The 20,970-nt window shown below is 69.5% G+C and carries 27 protein-coding genes and 1 tRNA gene; 18 read left to right on the top strand and 10 right to left on the bottom strand.

Features of this window, described 5'->3' with window-relative positions; genetic code table 11:
• Nucleotide 1: 1 nt before the first annotated feature.
• Together ISU10_RS12210 and ISU10_RS12205 are read right to left on the bottom strand one after the other, a co-directional pair.
• Entirely contained in the window at nt 2–475 is a 474-nt protein-coding gene (locus tag ISU10_RS12210) for an FHA domain-containing protein FhaB/FipA (protein ID WP_194696666.1), read from the bottom strand.
• The gene (locus ISU10_RS12205) at nt 468–1,202 is read right to left on the bottom strand and encodes an FHA domain-containing protein (protein WP_194696665.1); all 735 of its coding nucleotides are present in this window, start codon (nt 1,200–1,202) and stop codon (nt 468–470) included. The genes ISU10_RS12210 and ISU10_RS12205 overlap by 8 nt, the downstream gene beginning before the upstream one ends.
• Nucleotides 1,203–1,436: 234 nt before the next feature.
• On the opposite strand from ISU10_RS12205, the gene ISU10_RS12200 reads away from it, so the two are divergent.
• The 8 genes from ISU10_RS12200 to ISU10_RS12170 all read left to right on the top strand — a co-directional run bounded on the left by ISU10_RS12200 (nt 1,437) and on the right by ISU10_RS12170 (nt 6,134).
• A tRNA-Leu gene (locus ISU10_RS12200) sits at nt 1,437–1,520 on the top strand.
• A 508-nt stretch (nt 1,521–2,028) separates the two neighbouring features.
• Nucleotides 2,029–2,157 (top strand): hypothetical protein, encoded by a 129-nt coding sequence (locus ISU10_RS23575; protein WP_267239152.1) that lies wholly within the window; start codon nt 2,029–2,031, stop codon nt 2,155–2,157.
• Between the two features lie 163 nt (nt 2,158–2,320).
• Nucleotides 2,321–3,298, top strand: a complete 978-nt coding sequence (locus tag ISU10_RS12195; RefSeq protein ID WP_194696664.1) for a hypothetical protein — start codon at nt 2,321–2,323, stop codon at nt 3,296–3,298.
• Nucleotides 3,299–3,515: 217 nt separating this feature from the next.
• Nucleotides 3,516–4,148 (top strand): hypothetical protein, encoded by a 633-nt coding sequence (locus ISU10_RS12190; RefSeq protein ID WP_194696663.1) that lies wholly within the window; start codon nt 3,516–3,518, stop codon nt 4,146–4,148.
• A 333-nt stretch (nt 4,149–4,481) separates the two neighbouring features.
• Nucleotides 4,482–4,895, top strand: coding sequence for a RelB antitoxin-like protein (locus ISU10_RS12185; protein WP_194696662.1), 414 nt, complete (start codon nt 4,482–4,484; stop codon nt 4,893–4,895).
• Between the two features lie 7 nt (nt 4,896–4,902).
• Nucleotides 4,903–5,334: a cytotoxic translational repressor of toxin-antitoxin stability system gene (locus ISU10_RS12180; protein WP_194696661.1), complete on the top strand. Its 432-nt coding sequence runs from the start codon at nt 4,903–4,905 to the stop codon at nt 5,332–5,334.
• Between the two features lie 165 nt (nt 5,335–5,499).
• Nucleotides 5,500–5,727, top strand: a complete 228-nt coding sequence (locus ISU10_RS12175; protein WP_194696701.1) for a hypothetical protein — start codon at nt 5,500–5,502, stop codon at nt 5,725–5,727.
• A gap of 5 nt (nt 5,728–5,732) precedes the next feature.
• Nucleotides 5,733–6,134, top strand: a complete 402-nt coding sequence (locus ISU10_RS12170; protein WP_370865260.1) for a type II toxin-antitoxin system VapC family toxin — start codon at nt 5,733–5,735, stop codon at nt 6,132–6,134.
• A gap of 20 nt (nt 6,135–6,154) precedes the next feature.
• Here ISU10_RS12170 and ISU10_RS12165 read toward each other — a convergent pair whose 3' ends face one another.
• Nucleotides 6,155–6,682 carry a carboxypeptidase-like regulatory domain-containing protein gene (locus tag ISU10_RS12165; RefSeq protein WP_194696660.1) on the bottom strand — a complete coding sequence of 176 codons (528 nt, stop codon included), beginning with the start codon at nt 6,680–6,682 and terminating at the stop codon, nt 6,155–6,157.
• 309 nt (nt 6,683–6,991) lie between these two features.
• Between ISU10_RS12165 and ISU10_RS12160 the strand changes: the two genes are divergently transcribed.
• The gene (locus tag ISU10_RS12160) at nt 6,992–7,192 is read left to right on the top strand and encodes a hypothetical protein (protein WP_194696659.1); all 201 of its coding nucleotides are present in this window, start codon (nt 6,992–6,994) and stop codon (nt 7,190–7,192) included.
• Between the two features lie 32 nt (nt 7,193–7,224).
• Here ISU10_RS12160 and ISU10_RS12155 read toward each other — a convergent pair whose 3' ends face one another.
• Nucleotides 7,225–7,734: a SigE family RNA polymerase sigma factor gene (locus ISU10_RS12155; protein ID WP_228500666.1), complete on the bottom strand. Its 510-nt coding sequence runs from the start codon at nt 7,732–7,734 to the stop codon at nt 7,225–7,227.
• A 93-nt stretch (nt 7,735–7,827) separates the two neighbouring features.
• The gene (gene heR / locus ISU10_RS12150) at nt 7,828–8,598 is read right to left on the bottom strand and encodes a heliorhodopsin HeR (RefSeq protein ID WP_194696658.1); all 771 of its coding nucleotides are present in this window, start codon (nt 8,596–8,598) and stop codon (nt 7,828–7,830) included.
• A gap of 194 nt (nt 8,599–8,792) precedes the next feature.
• Between heR and ISU10_RS12145 the strand changes: the two genes are divergently transcribed.
• Nucleotides 8,793–9,755: a TerC family protein gene (locus ISU10_RS12145; protein ID WP_194696657.1), complete on the top strand. Its 963-nt coding sequence runs from the start codon at nt 8,793–8,795 to the stop codon at nt 9,753–9,755.
• 39 nt (nt 9,756–9,794) lie between these two features.
• Here the strand turns inward: ISU10_RS12145 and ISU10_RS12140 are convergent, their stop codons facing one another.
• Complete coding sequence (locus ISU10_RS12140; RefSeq protein WP_370865257.1) at nt 9,795–10,094, bottom strand: helix-turn-helix transcriptional regulator; 300 nt, start codon at nt 10,092–10,094, stop codon at nt 9,795–9,797.
• A 129-nt stretch (nt 10,095–10,223) separates the two neighbouring features.
• Here ISU10_RS12140 and ISU10_RS12135 point away from each other — a divergent pair, with 129 nt between their 5' ends.
• From ISU10_RS12135 to ISU10_RS12120, 4 genes are read left to right on the top strand one after another with little or no spacing between them, the layout of a single operon-like run.
• Complete coding sequence (locus tag ISU10_RS12135) at nt 10,224–11,093, top strand: ABC transporter ATP-binding protein (protein ID WP_194696655.1); 870 nt, start codon at nt 10,224–10,226, stop codon at nt 11,091–11,093.
• Nucleotides 11,090–11,953, top strand: coding sequence for a hypothetical protein (locus ISU10_RS12130; protein ID WP_194696654.1), 864 nt, complete (start codon nt 11,090–11,092; stop codon nt 11,951–11,953). The genes ISU10_RS12135 and ISU10_RS12130 overlap by 4 nt, the downstream gene beginning before the upstream one ends.
• 54 nt (nt 11,954–12,007) lie before the next feature.
• Nucleotides 12,008–12,364 carry a hypothetical protein gene (locus ISU10_RS12125; protein ID WP_194696653.1) on the top strand — a complete coding sequence of 119 codons (357 nt, stop codon included), beginning with the start codon at nt 12,008–12,010 and terminating at the stop codon, nt 12,362–12,364.
• Nucleotides 12,354–13,025: a hypothetical protein gene (locus tag ISU10_RS12120; protein ID WP_194696652.1), complete on the top strand. Its 672-nt coding sequence runs from the start codon at nt 12,354–12,356 to the stop codon at nt 13,023–13,025. The genes ISU10_RS12125 and ISU10_RS12120 overlap by 11 nt, the downstream gene beginning before the upstream one ends.
• Here the strand turns inward: ISU10_RS12120 and ISU10_RS12115 are convergent.
• On the bottom strand, nt 12,951–14,285 hold the full coding sequence (locus ISU10_RS12115; RefSeq protein ID WP_194696651.1) for a HAMP domain-containing sensor histidine kinase: 1,335 nt from the start codon (nt 14,283–14,285) through the stop codon (nt 12,951–12,953). The two genes, ISU10_RS12120 and ISU10_RS12115, sit on opposite strands and share 75 nt — an antisense overlap.
• A 3-nt stretch (nt 14,286–14,288) precedes the next feature.
• Nucleotides 14,289–14,966 (bottom strand): response regulator transcription factor, encoded by a 678-nt coding sequence (locus ISU10_RS12110; RefSeq protein ID WP_194696650.1) that lies wholly within the window; start codon nt 14,964–14,966, stop codon nt 14,289–14,291.
• Nucleotides 14,967–15,078: 112 nt separating this feature from the next.
• Between ISU10_RS12110 and ISU10_RS12105 the strand changes: the two genes are divergently transcribed.
• Nucleotides 15,079–15,420 (top strand): PepSY domain-containing protein, encoded by a 342-nt coding sequence (locus ISU10_RS12105; protein WP_194696649.1) that lies wholly within the window; start codon nt 15,079–15,081, stop codon nt 15,418–15,420.
• Here the strand turns inward: ISU10_RS12105 and ISU10_RS12100 are convergent.
• On the bottom strand, nt 15,354–16,517 hold the full coding sequence (locus ISU10_RS12100; protein WP_194696648.1) for a hypothetical protein: 1,164 nt from the start codon (nt 16,515–16,517) through the stop codon (nt 15,354–15,356). The genes ISU10_RS12105 and ISU10_RS12100 overlap by 67 nt on opposite strands.
• Nucleotides 16,514–17,164 (bottom strand): hypothetical protein, encoded by a 651-nt coding sequence (locus ISU10_RS12095; protein ID WP_194696647.1) that lies wholly within the window; start codon nt 17,162–17,164, stop codon nt 16,514–16,516. The genes ISU10_RS12100 and ISU10_RS12095 overlap by 4 nt, the downstream gene beginning before the upstream one ends.
• An 83-nt stretch (nt 17,165–17,247) precedes the next feature.
• Between ISU10_RS12095 and ISU10_RS23840 the strand changes: the two genes are divergently transcribed.
• The 3 genes from ISU10_RS23840 (at nt 17,248) to ISU10_RS12080 (ending at nt 20,964) form a co-directional block, all read left to right on the top strand.
• On the top strand, nt 17,248–18,738 hold the full coding sequence (locus ISU10_RS23840; protein ID WP_194696646.1) for a LuxR C-terminal-related transcriptional regulator: 1,491 nt from the start codon (nt 17,248–17,250) through the stop codon (nt 18,736–18,738).
• Between the two features lie 93 nt (nt 18,739–18,831).
• A complete protein-coding gene (locus tag ISU10_RS12085) occupies nt 18,832–20,049 on the top strand; it encodes an ATP-grasp domain-containing protein (RefSeq protein WP_194696645.1) in 1,218 nt (405 codons plus the stop codon).
• A gap of 3 nt (nt 20,050–20,052) precedes the next feature.
• Nucleotides 20,053–20,964 (top strand): Type 1 glutamine amidotransferase-like domain-containing protein, encoded by a 912-nt coding sequence (locus ISU10_RS12080; protein ID WP_194696644.1) that lies wholly within the window; start codon nt 20,053–20,055, stop codon nt 20,962–20,964.
• The last annotated feature ends 6 nt before the right edge of the window (nt 20,965–20,970 follow it).

Here is a 20,970-nt window from a genome sequence, read left to right as displayed (position 1 = left end):
GCTACTTCCTCAGCTCGATCACCGTCTTGCCGACCCGCACCTGGGTGCCGATGGTGAGCGTGGTCGGCTGGGTGATGCGGGCGTTGCCGATGTAGGTGCCGTTGGTGGAGCCGAGGTCCTCGACGAACCACTGGTCGCCGGACGCGGCGATGCGCGCATGTCGCGTGGACACGTAGTCGTCGTCGAGACGGATCGCGGCGTCCGGCCCGCGGCCGATCAGGATCGGCGCCGCCGAGAGCTCGGCGCGCTCTCCCAAGTTGTCGCCGTCGACGACCAGCACGTGGGTCGGTGCGCCGCGCCGCGCCCTGGCCGGCTTGGGCGGCCGCTGCTCGCGCTTGGCGGCGGCCTGCCGCGCACCCTCGGGCATCCGCGCGCCGAACATGTCGGAGCGGATGACCGACAGCGCCGAGAGCACGAAGATCCAGAGGATCGCCAGGTAGGCCAGGCGGATCAGGAACAACGTCAGCTCAGACACCCGTGGCCCCCGGGTAGTGCGGATCCTCGTCGTCGACCACGCGCACGTTGATGGTCGTCGCGCCGATCTTGACGCGGCTGCCGTCGTGCACGTGCGTGCGCTGGATGCGGTGGCCGTCGACCAGCATCCCGTTGGTCGAGCCGAGGTCGCCGACCTCGATGTCGATCTCGCCGTCACGGTTGAACACCAAGAACTCGATGTGCCGCCTGCTGACCCCCGGGTCGTTGATGCGTACGTCGGCCTCGGTGCCACGCCCGATCACCAGCCCCGGTGGCATCAGCGGGTGCTCGGTGCCGTTGACCTCGATCAGCGCGCGCGGCCGGCGCGACCGGGTGAGGTTGCTGTTGCTGGTCACCGACGCCTGGGCGCGGCTCTTGATCCGGAACCGGCCCGTGGACAGGTCCTCGGCGCTCTCGAACCCGATCGTCACCGGCCCGGGAAACACGTAGTGCTGCTGCTGGGCGTGCTCCATGAGCTGGTCGGTGAGGTCCTTGACCAGGGTGGAGTCGTACGGCGAGAGGCGGTCGAAGTCGGTCGAGGCCAGCTCGACGTGGAAGTCGTTGGGCACTGCTCGCCGCTGGCGGCTCAGGATCTGCGCGTTGTTGTCGCACTCGCGCTCGAGGGCCGCGGCGATCTCCACCGGCTGCACCGCGCTACGGAAGACGCGGGCGAACGCGCCGTACACGACGTTCTCGAGCCGTTGCTCGAACCGTTGCAGGCCGCCCACATCCGCCTCCTTCCCGGCACGCTGACACAGATACGTCGACCGGCCCGAACGCGTGCCGGGCCTTCGTCGATCGTAGCGAGAGCGAATCTGCTGGTTGAGGAGGTCGCGCAGCGACCGTCTCGAAACCATGGCTGGACTTGTGGGGAGCTTGAGTGTCACCTGGTGACACCCAGACTCCCCGTACTGCCGGTTTGGGCGGTCCTCGCGCGCTGGGATACCCTCGGCCTGCTTCTCGCGCGAGTGGCGGAATAGGCAGACGCGCACGGTTCAGGTCCGTGTGTCCGAAAGGACGTGGGGGTTCAACTCCCCCCTCGCGCACCGCAGCCCCAGGTCTTCTGACCTGGGGCTTTGTGTTTGAGGCCTGCTCCGTGCCCGGCTCATGTGCCGAAATATGTGCTGAGCCTCGGGCGATGTCGTCACCAAATCGCTCCTCGCCGATGCCGCCGGCCCTCGGAGGGCACGCTCAACGCCAGGCTTAGCGGTGCTGTGGTGCAGTTCCATCCCGGTGCCCTGGCGCTTCGCTCCCATCAACACGGCGCTTTCGGCAATGTGCGACGCGAGCACGCTGAACTCTGGAGCCCGGATGCGCTCCGCCGCGCGCCGGGACAGACAAGCAAGTTGGCGGGCAGGTAGAGGTGAGGTCAGTCCGAAAGTGATCGCATTCGTCGTTCGTCCCGTTCGGGCGCAACTTGGGGACGGTGACGTAGTGCAGTCGAGTCGGCGAGTCCAGGAGCGGTCATGATCCCTTCGCGATTCGGAAGCGTTCGTCGTCATCGCGCACGCCGCCGCCGGACGCTACGAATGGACGTTCGACATCCCTGTACTGGTGGACGGGGAGACGTTCCACCTTCGAGGCGACGACCACGGCCGACCGTTCGTCCTGGTTGGCCGTGACGAGCTGGAGAGCATGTGGTGGGACTTCGGGCGGCAGGAGTGGCGCACTCCCGAGTGGTGACCCAACGGGACATCACAAGCCACCTACCTAGAAAGAGTGAGTTGAGCGCATGGGAGGTGGCGCTTGGTGATAGTTCGGAGAAACGCGATAGTTCGCTGAAAGAGCGTAGATTTAGGTAGTGCCGTAGTATTAGAGCGTGGACACAGTACAACTCGAGAGGTTGATGGCTGACGCCCTGGGTGCCCGGGTCGACGTGCGCGTCAGGGAAGCTGGAGACCAGCGAGGTCGATTTACGGCCACGATCCAATCGGTGCCTGTCGAAGTCGAGTGGCTCGGCGTCGGATGGCCACGGCAGGTGCGCGAGCTGCTTGACCGGCCCGATCGCCCCGACCTCGTCGTCGCTCCCGAGTTCTCACCGGGAGCACGCAAGCTCCTCAACCAGGCCCGGATGTCGTGGATCGACCTGACAGCGGCAGCCAACATCGGTCTGCCAGGCCTGCTCATCATCGTGGAGTCTGAGCGCGGCACACGAATGCCGCGGGCCAACTTGGGCTGGACAGCGGGGGCGCTTTCTGTGTGCGAGGGGCTGTTGGTCGGTGCAGGGGGCACGGTGGCGGAGCTTGTCGACGCCACTGGGCTTGCCCCCTCGACGGTCGCAACCGCGCTCAAGTTCCTGCACGGCGAGCACCTGCTCACTGCCGAGGCAGCGCGGGGGCGAAATGCGCGACGAACAGTCGTCGACAGAGACCAGCTTCTCGATACCTATGCCGCTGCGGCGGCGCGACTGCGGAGCCCCGAGTCGATCCGCGTCGGCGTCCTGTGGCGGAGTCCAGCCCGAGGGGCTCATGAACTGGGCAGTCGCCTCGAAGCCAACGGTGTGGCTTGGGCCACGACGGGAGCGCTTGCGGCGGACGTGCTGGCGCCATACCTCACCGAGGTGGACCCGTGGGAGATCTATGTCGATGGTGGCTCTCTCGCAGAACTACGGCAGATCGCTCGTGAGGTCGGGTTGGAGGAGGCGAGTGGAGGCCGCTTGCTGCTGCGGCCGTTTCCCACGCCTGCGAAGGACGCGCTCAGCGCGGAAGTCGGTGGCCAACGGGTGGCAGCCTGGCCACGCGTGTTCTCCGACCTTCGGATGATCGGCGTCAGGGGCGAGGAGGCTGCCGAGCATCTTCGCGAACGGATGGGAACAGGTGAATGAGCGAGGACCTGGAACGAACTGGCCGCGCCAGGCGGGCTGCGGAGCTCGCCCTGGTTCGTGTGTGCAGCCATTACGGGGAGCGACCCAACTTCGTCCTGCTCGGGGGCCTCGTGCCAGCAATGCTGTGCTCCGACAGTGCACGTCTCCACGCCGGCACGACGGACGTTGACGTCCAGGTGACCTTGAGATTGCTGGGGGTGCTGAGCACGCCCGGCGCTTGGAGATCGCCCTGAAGAACGCCGACTTTCGCGTCGACTCCGAGAGGGTCTGGCGCTGGGAGACGGTGCAAGGCGGCGGCTACAAGGCGGTCATCAAGTTCGAGCTGCTCGCCGACCTCGACGACCAGCCGCAAAGCGCCAACGTCCACTTCGAGCAGACCGACAATCTCGGTGCCGTCAACCTGCGGGGCACGGGCTACGCCAGCAAGGACTACGCACCTCGGACGCTGGTCGCCTATGACCAGGGCGCGAGGGTCACCGCCGAGGTCAACGTAACCGGCCTCGCCGGGTTCCTGCTCGCAAAGACCGCTGCTGCCAACGGACGGCACAAGGCGAAGGACTACTACGACATCGCCTTCGTCCTGCTGCACCACAACGAGATCTTCGACGAATCGCGACCGCTCGATCCCGCCGACGTCGTACTTCAGCGCCTCGGAGTGCCCGTTGAGCTGCGCACAGCCGTCGAGGACCTTGCAGCGAACTTCTCCGATGACCGCGCCCAAGGCGTCCAGGCGTACGTGGAGCAGCTCCTGATCAACAACCCCGACCTCGACGCGGCGACCGCCGCCACCGATGCGCGACTCGCCGTCGCTGCCTTCACGGGAACCATGCTCAACGCCATTGCCGGCTGACCCGCCGCGGCCACTCCCATGTGCTAACTCATGTGCTCCCGGCCATGTAGGTCGGCGTATCCCAAAGATGTCGTTTGGGTCCGACGCGCACCTCACGCTGAGTTTGAGCGTGAAATCGGGGTCTCAGCACGTTGCGATCCGGTCAGGAATCGCCGAACCGACGATGGTGGGATAACTGCGCGGAAGCCAAGAGTGTCCGCTGGCACGCCAAGGCGCGACGGACCTGGTCCCATCGTCGGCCTGGCCCCACGGTGGAGCGGAAGCAGTTTGGTCAAACCGCGTCCGTGTGTACGCTGTGTACACGTAAGCACGATCGCACGGGAGACGCACACCATGGCCACCGCAACCATCCACTATGGCAGCGCCCGCGAGGCGCGCGAGCACTTCAAGGACCTGCTTGACGCTGCTGACGAGGGCCGTCCAGCCACCGTCACCCGTGACGCGCGCCGTGTTGCTGCCGTCGACGCCGACCGCCTGGTGTACTTCCTGACCCGTCTGCACCCCTCAGGGGCCCGAGCCGTGGCAGAAGGCGATGGCTGGTCCATCTACCTGCCCGGTACTCCGGTCGCGGCCGACGGAGCCACGGTCGAGGAGGCCGTCGAGGAGATGATCGACGCTCTGCGTGACTATGCCGAGGCTTGGATCGAACGCCTGCGGCTGGCGCCGAACCACGCCGACAACTGGGGCCTGGTGCAGATCATCACACTCGCCTCGGATGACCAGTTGCGCAACTGGCTGCTCGCCTGATTCCCGCGTGCCCGAGAAGCGACCGCCCGCGACCCGTGTCGACCACGAACTCTTCTGCACCACCGAAGGATGGACCGAGCGCAAGCGCGCCACGGGCAAGCGCGGCTCCCATCACGTGAACTACGAGCTCGCGCTCCCTGACGGTTCGGTCCTCTACACGCGGATCAGCCACCCCGTAGACCGGACCGACTATGGCCCTGGCATCTGGGCCCACATCCTGCGCGACCAGCTGTACGTCACGGCCGAGGAGTTCTGGGACTGCGTCCATCACCAGGCTGTGCCCAATCGGGGACATATCCCAGAGGTCACGGAGGCGATCCCGCTGGGAGTGATCCGGGCGCTCACGAGGGAAGCGCGCGTCCCGGAATCCGAGGTGCACGCCATGACCAAAGCCGAGGCCATCGCCCGGCTCAGCGAGTTCTACACCACGGGACGCTGAAGACGCACGGACCGGGCCAAGCAGGCCGTCCGGGTCAGTGGCGACGTCGAGGAGTTCGATGTCGTGCGTGGACGAGTACCGGCGGAGCGGGTCATGCTCTTGAGGGTTGCGTCCGGTCACCTAAGTCCGCTGATGGAAGGATCGCCTTGTTGGTAGGATCGGTTGGTGACCAGCCAACGGGCTTTCGAGAAGGTCAGTCTCACGATCGAGTCTGACGTGCTTCACCGCGTCCGCGATCGGGTGGAGCCAGGAAAGGTCTCGGCGTACGCGACTCTGGCCCTTCGGCGGCAGCTCGAGCGGGACGGCCTCGATGACCTGATCGGCGAACTGGTCGAGGTCAACGGACCCCTCGACACCGACGCCGTCGCTCGGTACGTCGACGAGTGGCGCTGAGCCGGGTGGCACGAGTCCTCATCCTCGACTCTGAAGCGGTCTCGGCTCTCGTGGACAAGCGCAAGGGGGTGGCCGAGCGACTGGCCGCGGCACAGCAGGCCGATCACCGGGTGCTGATCCCCGCGGTGGTTCTCGCCGAGGTCGCGACCGGCGCACCAACCGATGCCGCGATCTGGCACGTCCTGGGAAAGATCCCCACCGTCGACCTTCCCGACAGTGTGGCGATGCGAGCCGGCGCTCTGCGCACCAGGGCCGAGAACGTCCGACGCAAGAAGCGCGACCTCACCGTGGACGCCATCGTGGCTGCTACCGCGGTCGAGCTGGCCCCGTCGGTCGTGATCACAGCCGACAAGGCCGACCTGGAGTTCCTCGTCGACGGGTTCGACGTCAAGGTCTCGACAGTCTGAGGCCGTTTCGAGAGGCGCTCCTACATCATCTGGCAGAACACGTCCACAGTGACCGTTTCGCCGGCGCCGACGGTCACCGTCCGGCCGGCCGAGCAGGCGTCGAAGTCGCCGGCCCTGCTGCCGTAGCCCGGGGACGTCGCCAACACGCGGTAGGCGCCAGGCGGCAGATAGATCTCCCACCGCCCGTCGTCACCGGCTCCGACCGTCTGGTCGACTGAGTCGTCGGCGTTCACGACATGCACGATCCCGGGGTGCGCCACCGAGGTGCCCGGTGCGGGGCCGCCGACCCACTGGAGCTGCCCCGTCAGTGTTGCCGAGGATGCCACCGCCCCGTGGTCGTACACCACGACCGTGCTGCCGCGCCGCGCAGGCGTTCCGATCTCGGGATCGGTGGTGACAGGCTGCCACTGGCCCACGGGGGCGCCGTGCTTGCGCACGACGTGGAAGCCGGCGGCTCTCAGGGCGGTGATCTCGCTGGTGACGGTGGGGGTGCCCGCTCCGCCGTAGGGCTCGCCCGACGGGACAGCGAGCCAGCCGCTCGGCAACATGGTCCGGGAAGCGTCGAGTGACTGTTGAGTGAGACCGCGGGATCCTCCGGTTCCGGCCAGTTGCGCCGTGAATCGGCCGGCGGGGTTGCCCTCCACATCGACGCTAGGTTGCTCTGGGGGTGATCCTCCATCCGGACTCTGCATCGGAGGACAGCCAACGGCCACCTGCCACTGCGTGATGGTCACATAGGGCACTGTCGGTCCCTGGCAATAGATACCCGGCACCACTGGCCAACCTTGTGGGACGGCGACGACGGTGCGGCCGACACCAACCCACTTCATCCCGGCCGGAGGTGCGGGCAGAGCCGATTGACCATCACCGTTGGACTGCTCAACGGGCGGGATGGCGTGCTCGCTGGGCCGCAGGCTTGCCGCGACGGTTCCCACGACGAGAAGACTGGCGAACGCGGCACCCACGACGGCTATGCGGCGGCGCCGCCGCCGAGCCGTATGCCCGCGGCGGAGCAGGTCATCGATGGGGGGCTGGGAGTCCGGTACGTGGTCAGCTGAGCGACTGAGGAGGTCGGAGAGGGTCTGCTCGCTCATGGGCGTCCTTCCTGAAGCATCGCCAGGTCGGGGTCTTCGGCAAGTTCGGCCAACGCCCGTGACAAACGGCTCTTGACCGTGCCGCGAGCGACTCCAGTGGCGGCGGCGATCTGCTGTTCGGTGAAGTGGAGGTAATAGCGGAGGACGACTGCTTGCCGCTGCGGCTCAGAGAGTCGACCGAGCGCGCGTCTGAGCGCATCCGCGTCGTCAACGCGTGCCGTACCGTCCGCTGTTGCTCGTTCGGGCAGGGCAATGGTTGCGCGCTCTCCCCACCAGCGTCGACGGCGACTCTGGCGCAAGAGGTTGAGCTGGAGTCGCGCGACATATGCCTCTCGGTCGGCAGCCCGCTCGACGTGGCTCCACTTCAGGTAGCACCGCAGAAGCGTCTGTTGTGCGAGGTCCTCGGCCTCGATGACGTCGCAGCCGAGCAGAACGCCAGCGCGCACAAGAGAGCGCCAGCGCGCGGCGGCGTAGTCACTGAACTCGGCGTCGTGGTCCATCACCATCACTACGCAGATGATCCAACGGGCGCCATCGGTTCCAGGCCGAAGCGCGGCGGTGACTCGGGCCGCGCTCCGCCCCGCCCTGCTCGCGTCCGTTCAGGTGGCGAGGGTGCCGGCGAACACCTGCCAGGCCAGAGCCGACTTCGCCACCAGGCTCAGCACGATGTAGACACGCTCGCCGAACAGGTAGTCGGCCCAGCGTCCCCGGGCGCGGTACTGCAGCCACTGGTTGAGCGCGAAGACGTTGAAGAAGACGAACAGGGACACGAAGATCCCGTAGACGAATCCCGGTGCCTCAGCGTCAGAGGTCGACCCGGGCGAGAACAGGTAGATGCCGATGGCGAGCCACGGGACGATTCCCGCGAGGCAGCCGAAGACGAAGGGCAGCCATCCGCCACTGCCAGGCTGCTCGTAGTTCTCCTGCAGCCAGCCGAAGAGGATCATCGAGGCGTTGACGCCGAACAGTGCGACGAGGGCCGCGACGTCGGAGATGCCGGTCAGCTGGGCGATGAGCACGATCATCAACGACGCCGACAACGAGTACTCGACCCAGCGGGCGGGGTTGCGGCTGCGGCTGAGATCGGCGAGGTAGCGCCGCCACCACAGGGTGCAGACCACGGCGTGAGCCAGCGCCGACAGGAGGAGGAAGCCCGCAACGGCCGCGCCTGTCGGGATCTCGAACAGCTTGGCCGGGTCCGCTGGCACGGTGCCGGGTGGGCCCGTCAGGTACGTGGCGGTCACCGGCAGTGCGAACGAGGTGGCCAGGACCAGGACGGCGATCGCCTGCGCGAGATGCACCGCGCCCGCCAGCGCGTTGTCGCGGCGTAGCCGGGTCGCACGAGTCTCGACACTCGCCTCACTGCTCATGGAGGCATCCCTCTCGTTGACATACGAAGTACTCTTCGTGAATACTGTAGCGCACGAGGGGAGTACCCCACCCACGGCGACTTCGTCAGTTCGGTTGGACGGTTCCAACCCGGAGCGCCGGCCGCTCCACAGCTGGCAGCGGCGGGGGAGACCTCCAAGCAGGCCCGTCACCGGGCCGGTTGGAGGTTCGAACGATGGATGTTCCCCTGTGGGCCTGGGCCGCGGTCCTGGCAGTCATTCTCGCGATGCTGGCTGTGGACCTCCTCGCCCACCGCACCGCCCACGTGGTCTCGGTCAAAGAGGCGACAGCGTGGTCCGCGCTGTGGGTCACCCTCGGCCTCGGGTTCGGGGCCGTGGTGTGGTGGGCCTACGGTGCCGAGGCCGGCGGCGAGTACTTCGCCGGCTACCTGATCGAGAAGAGCCTCGCGGTCGACAACGTCTTCGTCTTCGCACTGATCTTCAGCTACTTCGCGGTCCCGCGTGAGTACCAGCACCGCGTGCTGTTCTACGGGGTGCTCGGGGCGCTGGTGTTCCGAGCGCTCTTCATCGCCGGTGGCTCGGTGCTCATCAGCAGCTTCGCCTGGATCCTGTACGTCTTCGGGGCGTTCCTGGTCGTCACCGGGTGGAAGATGTTCGCCCATCGCAACGACGAGATGGACCTGTCACGCAATCGCCTCCTGGCCTGGGCCACGAGGCGGGTCCCGTCCACCGAGCACTACGACGGGCAGAAGTTCTGGGTCAAGCGCGCCGGGAGGTGGGTGGCCACCCCGCTGTTCTTCGTCCTGGTCACGGTCGAGACGACCGACATCATCTTTGCCGTCGACTCCATCCCCGCGATCTTCGCGGTCACCCAGGAGCCGTTCCTGGTCTTCACCAGCAACGCCTTCGCCATCCTCGGGCTGCGGGCCATGTACTTCCTGCTCGCCGACCTCATCGATCGTTTCGTGTACCTCAAGGCCGGCCTCGCGGCCATCTTGGTCTTCGTCGGCGTCAAGATGCTCCTGCTCGACGTGTACAAGGTTCCGATCTGGCTCTCGCTGACCGCGATCAGCGTGTGCCTCACGTTGGCGGTCGGTCTGAGTCTGCGTCGTACCCGTGGGCTCCGCGAACGGCCTGGACAGGCAGCCGCCCGACCGACGGAGGCGGAGCGCCGATGAAAGCATCCACGAGACCAAGACCCCTGGAGCGGAGGTGGCTCACCCCCGGTCGGCGCCGCCCCTGGGCCCGTTCACCAGCTCGAGGAACGGGCCCAGGGTGAGGCCGGCCTCGAGGTGATGGCGGAAGTGGGCGCCCGCGACCACGCGGTAGCGGTTGCGGCGTCCCGTCTTGGACTTGTGCAGGTATCCCTCGTCCACCAGGTCGTGCACGATCTGTTGCACGGCCCGCTCGGTGATCCCCACGGCCTCGGCGACGTCGCGCATGCGGGCCTCGGGATCGCGAGCCAACGACACGAGGACGTGGCCGTGGTTGGACAAGAAGGTCCACTCCCGGCTCACAGGAAGCATGCTACGTGAGTCGCAGTTCGTGAGAACGATCGCGCTGGACGCGCGGCGTAGCCGGCCTCCTCGCCGCTCGGGCTTGACACCGATTGGTCAGGTGACCTTGCCCGAGGGGGGAGCAGTCGGTTGAGTACGTCCAGTGACATGGACTACCGGCGACTCTCCCGGTCGCACTCCTCGATCGAGCGGCCGGAGCCCTATCAGACCTTCAACCTCCTGAGCGGGGAGGAGGACGTCATGGAGGTGCGGGTCTCGGGACTGCGATCGACCTATCGGGGCCGCAGCTGGACTCTTGAGGTGGAGCGTCTCCAGCTGACCGACGGGGTCACTGCCCTGGTGGGCGTCAACGGGGCCGGCAAGTCGACCCTCATGCGACACCTGGCGGGCGCTCTGCGCCCTGCCGTGGGGAGGGTTCACGTCTCCGGTAGCGACATCTATGGTCACGGTCGCGCCGCGGGCCTGCGCCAGGTCGGCTACCTGCCGCAGGAGTACAGCCTGCCCCGAGAACTTCGCGTGCAGACGAGTGTCACGTACGCCGCGTGGATGCGTGGCGTGGGTCGTCGAGAGTCGAAGGCACTCGCCGGGGCAGCGCTGGAGGCGGTCGGCCTGTCGGCGCGAGCCAGGCATCGGGTCCACACGCTGTCGGGCGGCATGCTGCGGCGGTTGAGCCTGGCGCAAGCGATGGTGGGCGAGCCGGGGTTCCTGCTCCTGGACGAGCCGACGACCGGCCTGGACCCCGAGCAGCGCGCGGCCATGCGTGACCTGGTGGCGGCTGTGCCCGATGGCCGCGTCGCCTTGGTGAGCAGCCACGTGATGGAGGACGTCCACACCCTGGCCCGCAACATCCTCGTGCTCGAGGACGGAGCCGTCATCTGGCACGGGGGTATCCAGGACTTCTGCGAGCGGTTCGGTGGGCCGGACCGTTCGGCCGAGGTGGCCTTCTTGACTCTGCTGTCCCAGCACCGCGCGGGGCGACGCCCGAGGTCACCGAAGTGAGCCCCACCTTGACGGCGTGGGTCGGGTCGCGGCGGGCGTTGACGGCCGGGTGGGCGAGTCTCCTGGTCACCGGGGTCGCCGCGCTGTTCAACCGCGGTCTGGAATGGGCCGGTTCGTGGCGACAGGCCATCGACTGGGGCACCGGCACCACCGTCTTGGTGGGGCCGGTGGCGGCGGGCCTGGCCTGCTGGACCTACGCCCGGATGCGCGACAGCGGGTTCCACCACGTCGCCTCGTCGTCGTCTCGAGGCTTCGCGGCCTGGGTGGCACCGTTGCTGTGGCACTGGTGGCAGGCCTCAGTGGTGGTGCTCGCGTCCGTTGCCCTGGCCGGCTGTGTCGTCATCCTGCACGGGGTTCCCGCCGTGCCGACGAGCCTGGGGATCGCGGTCGAGGCGGTGGCCGTGCTCGCCGCCCAGGTCTCTCTCGGAGCGGCCCTGGGCGTCATGACGGGCCGGACGTGGGCGGCGCCCCTCGCTGCGGTGGGCGTGTGCCTGCTCGGCGTCACCTCGACGTGGGGCCTGATCCCGGGGATCTTCGACACCGGCGGCGTGACGGGATCCCTGGCGGGCGAGGTGTTCAACGTGCGGGTGCTGGTCCTGTCGGGGATCGCGGCGGCGGGCATCGCGGCGGCGGCGTTGTGGGCGGTGACCTCCGTCCTGGCCCGGCGGCCGCGGCTCATGACGAGCCTGATCGCGGCCGCGATCGTCTCGGGCTCCTGGGGATACGTCGTCCTCGGCTCGGGCGATGACAGGTACCAGCTCGCATCAGGACCGATCACGATGACGTGCTCGGGCGCGGCACCCCGGGTGTGCGTCGCCGCCGACACACCTCAGCCACGAGACGACGCAGCCCGCCAGTGAGCCCGCCTTGCCCCGGCACTGACCGACCTGGGGCTGCCGCTGGCCGCGCGCTACGTGCAGGCCCTGCCCGGCGTCGTACCCCCGACGGGCGCTGGGGTCCTGGTCCTGGTCGGCGACGAGGAGACCACCGACCGGGTGTCCGCCGCGTCGGCCGCTCGAGCGCTGGCCTCCCCGGCCTGGTGCCCGGAGCTCAGCTCCGACGCCGCGGACGAGGCAGCGCTGGCGGCTCGCTACACCCTCGCCCGTTGGATCCTGCAGCGATCGGGCGTCGACACGTGGGCGGCCGGGAGCGTGGCTGGCCGGTGGGCTGTCTCGACGGCGTCCGAGCAGTGGGTGCGAGTGACGTACCTGGCGCTGGCCGCGTGCCGGATCGAGGAGCTGGCCCCACCGTCACACGTGGATGTGCGATGACGACGCCGGGGCCACGGTGAGGGCGGTGGCGCAGGTGTGGGGCCTGCCACGGCTCGCCGCCACCGTCGTCGTCATGGCGGCGCTCGTCGTGGTCCTCGGCGACGAGGACACCTGGCAGGTGCCGCTGATCTCCCTGCCCGTGGACGTCCTCGCGATCGCCGCGGCCTTGTCCGGAGCGTTGTTGTCCGGGGTTCTGACAGATCGGTGCGCCGACCTGTCGCTGAGCTCACCACGCCGGCTCGTGGCCCACGACCTGGTCCGATACGCGGCGCTGGTGGCAGGCGCTCTCGCTGTTCCACTGCTGGTGGGGGTCACGACCGCTCCCGATGCGGGCACGGTGTCGGCCTTCGTCTGGCTGGCGGGGCTCGCCGCGTGCGTGGCGCCCGTGGCCGGCGAACTCGTGTGGGCGCCAGCACTGTTGGCCGGCTACGCCTGGCTCCAGGTGCACACCGACCACCCGGAGCTGTTGGGGTGGATGGACGGCCGTACGACGGTGCTCTCGGTTCTCCTGGCCGGCGCCATCTACGCCATCGGCAGCGCGCTGCGGCGCCGGCGCGCGCGGAGGGACGGCCTGGCCCGAGCCACCTCAGGGCAGGGCGTTCTCGCACGGGAGCACCAGCCGGAAGCGCGCGCCGGGCCCGGAGCCGACCAGGCTGAGTGAACCGCCGTGGCGCTCGGCGATGGTCCGGGCGATGGACAGTCCAAGGCCGGTGCCTCGAGTGCTGCGAGAGGGGTCACCGCGGTGGAAGCGCGCGAAGACGGCCTCCTCCTGCCCCGCAGGCACGCCCTGTCCGTCGTCGGCGACCTCCACCACGACCTCGCTGCCCGACGCGGAGGCCGACAGGTCGATGCGGGTCGCGGCATGGGCGACGGCGTTCTCGACGAGGTTGCGCACCAGGCGGCGCAGCAGCTCGGGGTCGCCGATGACCGGTGCGGCAGAGACGCCCGAGGTGTCGATCACCGGCCCGCCGAGTCGTCGTACGCGCGTCGCCTCCTCGAGCACGATGTCCTCCAGGTCGAGCGGTTGCCGGGTCAGGGGGCGCTCGTCGCCGGTCACCACGAACAGCAGGTCGCCGACCAGGGAGTCCATCTCGTCGACGTGGCGTAGGAGGTCCCGGTGCAGCGTGGCCTGGTCGACGGCCGCCGGGTTCTCCATCGCCAGCTCGAGCTGGGTGCGTTGGGCGGTCAGCGGGCTGCGCAGGTCGTGCGAGACGTCGGCGACGAACGCGCGTTGCCGGTCGGCTGCGTCCTCGAGTCGTCCGAGCATCCGGTTCATGGTCGCGGCCAGCCGCCCGACCTCGTCGCCGCGACGTCGGCCCCCTACCCGCCGCGACAGGTCCGAGTCGGAGATGGTGTCGACCTCGGCGCGGATGCGGTCGAGGCGACGCAGCGCGCCACCCATCAGCACCCAGGACGTGGCGACGGTGAGCAGCCACACCAGGGGTACGCCGACGCGAAGGGCCGCCCGGATGTCGGCGGTGGCCTCCTCCACGGACTCGAGGCTGGTGCCGACGTAGACACGTACGCGGCCACCGCCGGCGGATGGTCCGGTCGAGGTCCAGACGCGGTAGTGCTCCGTCTCGTCGTCATCGGGCCCGGTCAGTTCCTCCACACGGAGGCCTCCGGTCATGGGCTCGTCGGTGATCGGGCCAGCGCCCCGGGCGTTGGCCGAGGCCGCCAGCACCCGGCCGTCGTAGGTGACGACCTGGGCCACCGAGTCGTCAGAAACGTTGACCAGTACCTCCGGCAACGAGCCCGACTCGGAGAGGGTGAGGAGGTCCGTGACGCGAGAGCGCGACAGGTCGTCGGTGTTGGCCACCAGGCGGTGGTGCAGCACCACGTCGAGCGTGACGGCGCCCCCGACGAGCAGGACGGCCACGACCGTGGCCACGAGAAGGGTCGTGCGGGTGCGCAGGCTCACGGCTCAACCACCATCGGGGTCGAGGCGGTAGCCGACCAGCCGCACGGTCTGCAGCGCGGTGCGCCCGAACGGCTCGTCGATGCGCTGCCGCAGCTGCCGCACGAACACCTCGACGATGTTGGGGTCGCCCTCGAAGGAGAAGTCCCAGACGTGCTCGAGGATCGTCGACTTGGGGAGCACCTCACCCGCGCGCCGCATCAGGAACTCCAGCAGCGAGAACTGTCGCGGCGTCAGCGCGATCTGATGCTCGCCACGCCACACGCGGTGCTCGGCGGGGTCCAAGCCGAGGTCGCCGACGGTCAGGACCGCTGGCCGCTCCGCTCCGCCGCGCCGCAGCAGGGCCCGGATGCGCGCCATCAGCACCACGAACGAGAACGGCTTGGCCAAGAAGTCGTCAGCGCCGGCGTCCAGCGCCCGCGCCTCCTCGGCGGGACCGGAGCGGGCCGTGAGCATCAGGATCGGCACCCAGTTGCCCGCCTTGCGCAGCCGCGCACACAGCTCGTCGCCCGCGATCCCGGGCAGCATCACGTCGAGCACGAGCGCGTCGTACTGGTTCTCGCTGGCCAACCACTCCCCGTCGGTCCCTGTCAGCGCCACGTCGACGGCGTACCCCTCGTCCTCCAGCCCACGCCTGACCGCCCGAGCCACGTGCTTGTCGTCCTCGACCACCAGGATCCGCACGTGGCCAGGGTCCCACCGTCCGCTGAATCCCCGCTGAAGGTCCGCGGAGGACGTTGGTGACCGATCGTGACGCTTCAGGCTGGCTTAAGTTGCGTCGGGGCAGGGTGGTGACATGACGAAGCGGACGGTGGCAGTGGGGGGCGGGATCGCGGTGGCGGCCGCACTCGTAGGTGGGGGCGTGGCCGTGGCGGGCGGGGTCGAGCCCGGGGAGCGGGGCAGCCTCGACTACACCCAGGCGCAGGCGGACCGGGCCACGGAGGCCGCCCTCGCGGCGACCCATGGTGGCAAGGCGAACAGCGTCGAGCTCGACGACGAGAACGGCGCTGTCTGGGAGGTCGAGGTCACCAGGACCGACGGTATGACGGTCGACGTACGCCTCGACGCCGACTACGCGGTCGTGGTGATCGAGGGTGACTCCGAGGACGAGCCGGGTGAGACCGGCGGCGATGACTGAGCCGGATGTCGGTGCGGCACCGCCGCGGCGATCATGAACACCGCGAGCAGGGCCCAGTAGAGCACCGCGGCCCAGGCACCGTGCGGGTCGTCGAGGCCCATGGAGGGCCCGCCCACCGCTTCGGCCGTGAGCGCCCAGGCGGGGATGGCTGACAAGGCGACCACGGCGCAGACGACCCGCACGGCGACCGGGCCGCGCCCGGCGATCGCGTACCCGCCGAGCATGCACATCGCTGGCACTGCGACGGCGGCGAGCCCGATCCCTCCGTCGGGGTTGAGGAGGATCTGCGGACTGCTGACCAGGATCGCGGCGAACAGCATGGGTGACCAGACCAACCAGCGCCGGTGTCGCACACCGCCCCGCCACCGCCGCCACTCGGCCAGCGCCAGCAGTGCGCCGATGACCGTGCCCGGTAGCAGGACCCACACGAACGTCCCGACGGCGTCGACGCCGGCCTCCTCGCCGGCGACCTCCCACATGAACGCCCGCAGAGACGCTGCCCAGGCGTAGCCCGCGAGGCCCCCGATCGCCGCGGCGTGCCAGGCCCGCGGCACCAGTACCCTGCGCTCGCCGCGCTGCGGGATGGCGGATGCGAGGCAGAGCAGGGCGACGAGCGAGGCGGCGTACGTGCCGACCCAGAGTCCATGCGCCTCCCCGAGCGGGTACTGGTCGGAGGCCATCACCAGCATCCCCAGCACCAGCAGCGTGGCCAAGGCGCCGCAGGCACGACGCCCCCACGGCCGACCCCGCCCGGAGAGGGCGTAGCCGCCCGCGATGCCTGCCGTCGCGACGCCCAGAGCGCCGCCACCGATGCCCTCCTCGACGAGCTGACGGAGGATCGTGGGGTCCAGCAGCGCCGATCCGAACAGCAGGGGAGAGGCCGCGAGCCAACCACTCCTCGGCATGCCGGCCCGACGTCGGTGATCGGCCAGTCCGAACAGACCGCCGACCACCGTGCCCGGCAGCAGCACCAGTGCGAACGTCCCGTACCAGTGGAACGTCGACCCTTCGGACGCGGCCATCTGGATCATCCAGCCGCGCAGGCCGGCGGCCCACGCCAGGCCGCCGACCGCGCCGACGAGCACGAGCCGTCTCATGCGCGCGTGCGTCCCCCTGGCTCACGCGCGATGACAAGACCCAGCCAGGCAAAGCCCAGCAGCCACACGCCGATCGCGATGCGGCCGGCGACCATCGGCCCGAACACCGCCGGGAACATCACCACGAACACGTACACCCCGAGCCCCAGCAGCAGCCAGCGCGCCGGGCCGTCGAAGAGGCTGGTGCGCAGCGCCCCCCAGCCGGCCACGAGTGGTCCCACGCCCAGCAGGATCATCGGCACGCTGTACAGCCCACCGATGAGCGAGCCCGTGGAGTCGGTCATGAGCGAGTCGCGAGCGGCGATGGCCACCAGCTCCATCACGGTCAGCAGCACCTGGCCGACCAAGGCGATCCTGCCGCCGATGACGAGCGTGCGGGAGCTGTGCCGACGCGCGAGCACCAGCACGGCCAGGAACAGCGGCAGCATCGCGACGTGCTGCACGGCGAAGAACACCTGGGCGACCGTGTACGCCGTCGCGTCCAAGGGGTAGCTGAACCGCTCGTCGCCCACCTGCGGCTCCCAGGCGATGAGGACGACCGCACTGGCCGCGCCCACGACGGAGGCGACGGCCCCGACGAGCCCGTAGCTGCGTAGGCGTGAGGACTCGGACGAGGTCGCGGCGGCTGGTACGGCTGCACTGGTCATGCGGGGAACGCTAGGAACGACCGCGCGGACGGCGCATCGGAGGAAACACTCAACTTCGACCACTCAGACCTAGAGTCGGACCCGTGGCCAGCGCGGGCGAGCTCCTCGAGCAGGCGCGCGACCTCTACCGCCGCGGAGCCGTGGCCGATGCCCTGGCGGCGTGCGAGCAGGCGGCCGGTGAGGCACGTGCCGCTGGCGATCTCGCGACGGTGGCGGACGCTGCCACGCTCATCCGGGTCGGTCACGGTGCGGCCGTGGCAGCTCGAGTGCACGAGCTGTGCGTCGACGCCCTCGCGCTGCTCGGCGAGTCCGACCCGGTGCGCACCGCGCGGGTGCGGGCCCAGCTCGTCGCGACCAGCAACCCGTTCGGGGCGCCCGAACCCTTGGACCTCCCGCCCGAGAGCGACGACCCGGAGGCCGCCTTCCTGCGCCTGCAGGCCTGGCACTCAGCACGCTTCGCCATCGAGCACCTTCCCGAACGACTGACCGTCGCCGACGAGGCGGTCGATCTCGGACGGCGTACGGGAACGGCCGAGTACGCCGCGTGGGGACGGCGCTGGCGCATGGACGCCTACGTCGTGCTCGGCGACCGCATCGACCTGATGGCCGAGCTCACCTCCTTGCGTCCGCTCGTCGCGCGACTGAAGCGACCGGCCTGGTCGGCGTACCTGCTCCTGGTCGACGCCTCGCAGCGACTTCTCGAGGGCAGGTACGACGACACGCTGCGCCTGATCGATGACGCGGTGGCCGCGGACCCCGACGGCGAGGCGAGGTTCTTCCACCTTGTGTTCAGCTCGGCCGTTGCAGCGCAGACAGGTCGGGACCTGGACACGCAGACGGCGGCCGTCCTGCGGGCGACCGACGAGCTCCCCTACCTGGCCGGGGGCTGGGTCTGCCAGATGCTCATGGCGGGTGGGCACCGCGAGAGGGCGGAGGTTCTCTGGCGCGGCATCGCTCCGCATGTGCGGCGGTTCCCGGAGCGCGCGCCCGAGTGGGTGATCGCCACCGTCGGCAACGCCGAGGTGTGCGCGTGGCTCGGCGACGACGAGACCGCACGGGTGCTCTACGAGCAGCTCGCCCCGTACTCCGGGCTGCATGCGATCGGCCTCGCCTCGACGCCGTACGACGGCCCGGTCGACCTCGCGCTCGGCCGGCTCGCTGCGACGTACGGCCAGGCGGAGAGGGCCCAGGCCCACCTGCTGTCGGCGCTGCGGGCCTGCGAGGCGATGCACGCTGCCCCGTGGCAGGCCGCCGTGCTCGGCGAGCTCGCGCTGCTGGGCGACGCGGCCGCCGGGTCGCGCGCCAGGACTCTCGCGACCCGCCTCGGGATGGCCCCGTTGCTCGCCAGGCTGCCGACCGGGCCGGCCGTCGCCGACACCGGACCCCTGACGCGTCGCGAGAGCGAGATCGCCGCGCTCGTCGCCGAAGGGCTCAGCAACGCGGCCATCGCCGCGCGGCTCACCCTCTCGGAGCGGACCGTCGAGAACCACGTCAGCCACGTCCTGGCGAAGCTCGACCTGACCTCGCGCGCCGGCATCGCCACCTGGCACGCGCGCCGCCTGCTGGGAGGTTGAGGTGCGAGCTTGCGAGGCTCGTGGCCGGGGCGGATTCCGGCGCTCCTCGCACCTCAACCACCGAACCGAGGTCCCTTCACTACAGTGACAAAGATGAACATCGCCTTCGTCGAGCCGGCGTTCCCGCAGAACCAGCGGCGCTTCGTGGCCGCTCTCGCAGGCGTGGGTGCTCACGTGATCGGGGTGGGCGAGTCCTCCGAGCACGAGCTGGGCGACGACCTGCGCGGGCAGATGGCGGCCTACTACCAGGTGGGCAACGTCACCGACGTGCACCAGCTCAACGAGGCCGTCGAGTGGGCGCAGCGGCTGATGTGGGTCGACCGTCTCGAGGCGACCATCGAGTCGCACCAGATGGCGGCTGCTGAGGTACGCGAAGCCCGCGGCATCCCCGGCACCAGCCTGCGCACCACGTGGCTGTGCCGCGACAAGCCGTCGATGAAGGACGCGCTGCGCAAGGCCGGCGTACCCACGGCCGCGTCGACCGCGGCCGACAGTGCCACCGAGGTGAGTGCCTTCGCCGAGGCGATCGGCTTCCCGCTGATCCTCAAGCCGCGCAGCGGCGCCGGTGCCCAGGGCACCGTCAGGGTCGACTCGATGGCCGATCTCGACCGGGCTCTGGGGGACTACGCCGGCTCGAGCTCGATCGCCGTCGAGGAGTACGTCGAGGGGCACGAGGGCTTCTACGACACCATCGCCCTCGACGGGCAGGTCGTCCACGACTGGGCCACGCACTACTACCCCAACGTGCTCGAGGCGATGCGGCACCGCTGGATCAGCCCGCAGTTCATCACCACCAACCGGCTGACCGACTCACCGTTCTACGACGAGGTGCGCGAGATGGGGCACCGCGTCATCGAGGCGCTCGGCATCGAGACCTCGGCGACCCACATGGAGTGGTTCTACGGACCCAAGGGCCTGAGGTTCTCCGAGATCGGCTGTCGTCCGCCGGGCGTCGGTGCCTGGGACCTCTACTCGGCCTCCAACGACGTCGACGTCTATCGCGAGTGGGCGCACGTCTTGGTGCACGGCGGACCGGAGCACCAGATGACCCGCAAGTACGCCGCTGGGATCGTCGCCCTGCGCCCCGAGGCCGACGGCAACATCCGTGGCTACAGCGGGCTCGACGACGTCAACTCCCGCTTCGGCGAGTGGATCATCGATGCCCACCTACCCGACATCGGCACCTCCACCCAGCCGATCGAGGCCGGCTACATGGCCAACGCGTGGGTGCGGCTGCGCCACCCCGACTACGACACGGCCCGGTCGATGCTCGACGACATCGGGCGCACCGTGCACGTGCACGCCGGCTGACACGTGCCTACCTTCCTCCTGGGCCCGCAGCGCTTCTTGACCACCGCGGGCACCGTCGTACGCTCCGTCGCTCCCGAAGGTCCGGTGGCCACGGTCACCGCGGGCTGGCAGGACCGCGAGACCGCCGACGAGGAGCTCCACGAGGTGATGGACGGCCGCAGCCGCAACCTGCAGCTGTACCGACGGCTGACCGAGGTCATCGAGACCGACGACCACTTCGCTCGCGAGGCCCTGGCCCACCGCGACGCGATGGACGAGCTGGCCGGCATCTACTCGGTGCGACTCCAGCGTGCCCTCGAAAGCGCCTACGTCGTCGCCCGCCGTCCCACGCGTGAGGACATCGCCGAGTCCGCGTTCGCCGATGCCATCCGCGGAGTCCGCGACATCGACGCGTGGTACCTGCGGTCGGTCGACCAGCTCTACGGCGAGCTCCAGGCCGCCGCCCCTCCCGAGGCCAGCGAGCCCATCGCCCGCAACCGGGCCGAGGTGGCCGAGCTGCTGAGGGACGCGACGGTCCTCGCGATAGCCGGTGGTCACGTCGGGATCCTGCTGCGCTGCCTGCGGTTGTTCGAGGCCGTACCCCGCGAGGTGCCGGTGGTTGCCTGGTCGGCCGGGGCGATGGCGATGACCGACCGCGTGGTGCTCTACAACGACAACGGACCGCAGGGTGTGCGAGGCGCCGAGGTCTGGGACCGGGGGGCCGCCCGGGTGCACGACGTGGTCGCGATGCCGCACGCACGTCGTCGTCTCAAGCTCGACGACCCGGTCCACGCGAAGGCCTTCGTACGCCGGTTCGCGCCGGCCGCGTGCCTGCTGCTGGACGACGGCACCCAGGTCGAGATCAGCGCGGACGGGCGTGTGCCCGATGATGCGCGGGTGCTGACGGAGACGGGCGCCCGCGAGGGTGCGGCGTGATGCGAG

Origin of the sequence: Nocardioides agariphilus, assembly GCF_015352445.1 — a bacterium.
Taxonomy (GTDB): Bacteria; Actinomycetota; Actinomycetes; order Propionibacteriales; family Nocardioidaceae; genus Nocardioides; species Nocardioides agariphilus.
Note: the sequence above shows the minus strand (reverse complement) of the source record. Positions and strands in the feature narration are given on the sequence as shown.

Bases quoted from the DNA above. Each gene is read 5' to 3' on its own strand.
- ISU10_RS12195 (WP_194696664.1), top strand. From the start codon at position 2,321: ATGGCTGACGCCCTGGGTGCCCGGGTCGACGTGCGCGTCAGGGAAGCT.
- ISU10_RS12185 (WP_194696662.1), top strand. From the start codon at position 4,482: ATGGCCACCGCAACCATCCACTATGGCAGCGCCCGCGAGGCGCGCGAG.
- ISU10_RS12165 (WP_194696660.1), bottom strand. From the start codon at position 6,682: ATGTTGCCGAGCGGCTGGCTCGCTGTCCCGTCGGGCGAGCCCTACGGC.
- ISU10_RS12155 (WP_228500666.1), bottom strand. From the start codon at position 7,734: ATGGTGATGGACCACGACGCCGAGTTCAGTGACTACGCCGCCGCGCGC.
- heR (WP_194696658.1), bottom strand. From the start codon at position 8,598: ATGAGCAGTGAGGCGAGTGTCGAGACTCGTGCGACCCGGCTACGCCGC.
- ISU10_RS12145 (WP_194696657.1), top strand. From the start codon at position 8,793: ATGGATGTTCCCCTGTGGGCCTGGGCCGCGGTCCTGGCAGTCATTCTC.
- ISU10_RS12120 (WP_194696652.1), top strand. From the start codon at position 12,354: ATGTGCGATGACGACGCCGGGGCCACGGTGAGGGCGGTGGCGCAGGTG.
- ISU10_RS12105 (WP_194696649.1), top strand. From the start codon at position 15,079: ATGACGAAGCGGACGGTGGCAGTGGGGGGCGGGATCGCGGTGGCGGCC.
- ISU10_RS12100 (WP_194696648.1), bottom strand. From the start codon at position 16,517: ATGAGACGGCTCGTGCTCGTCGGCGCGGTCGGCGGCCTGGCGTGGGCC.
- ISU10_RS12095 (WP_194696647.1), bottom strand. From the start codon at position 17,164: ATGACCAGTGCAGCCGTACCAGCCGCCGCGACCTCGTCCGAGTCCTCA.
- ISU10_RS12085 (WP_194696645.1), top strand. From the start codon at position 18,832: ATGAACATCGCCTTCGTCGAGCCGGCGTTCCCGCAGAACCAGCGGCGC.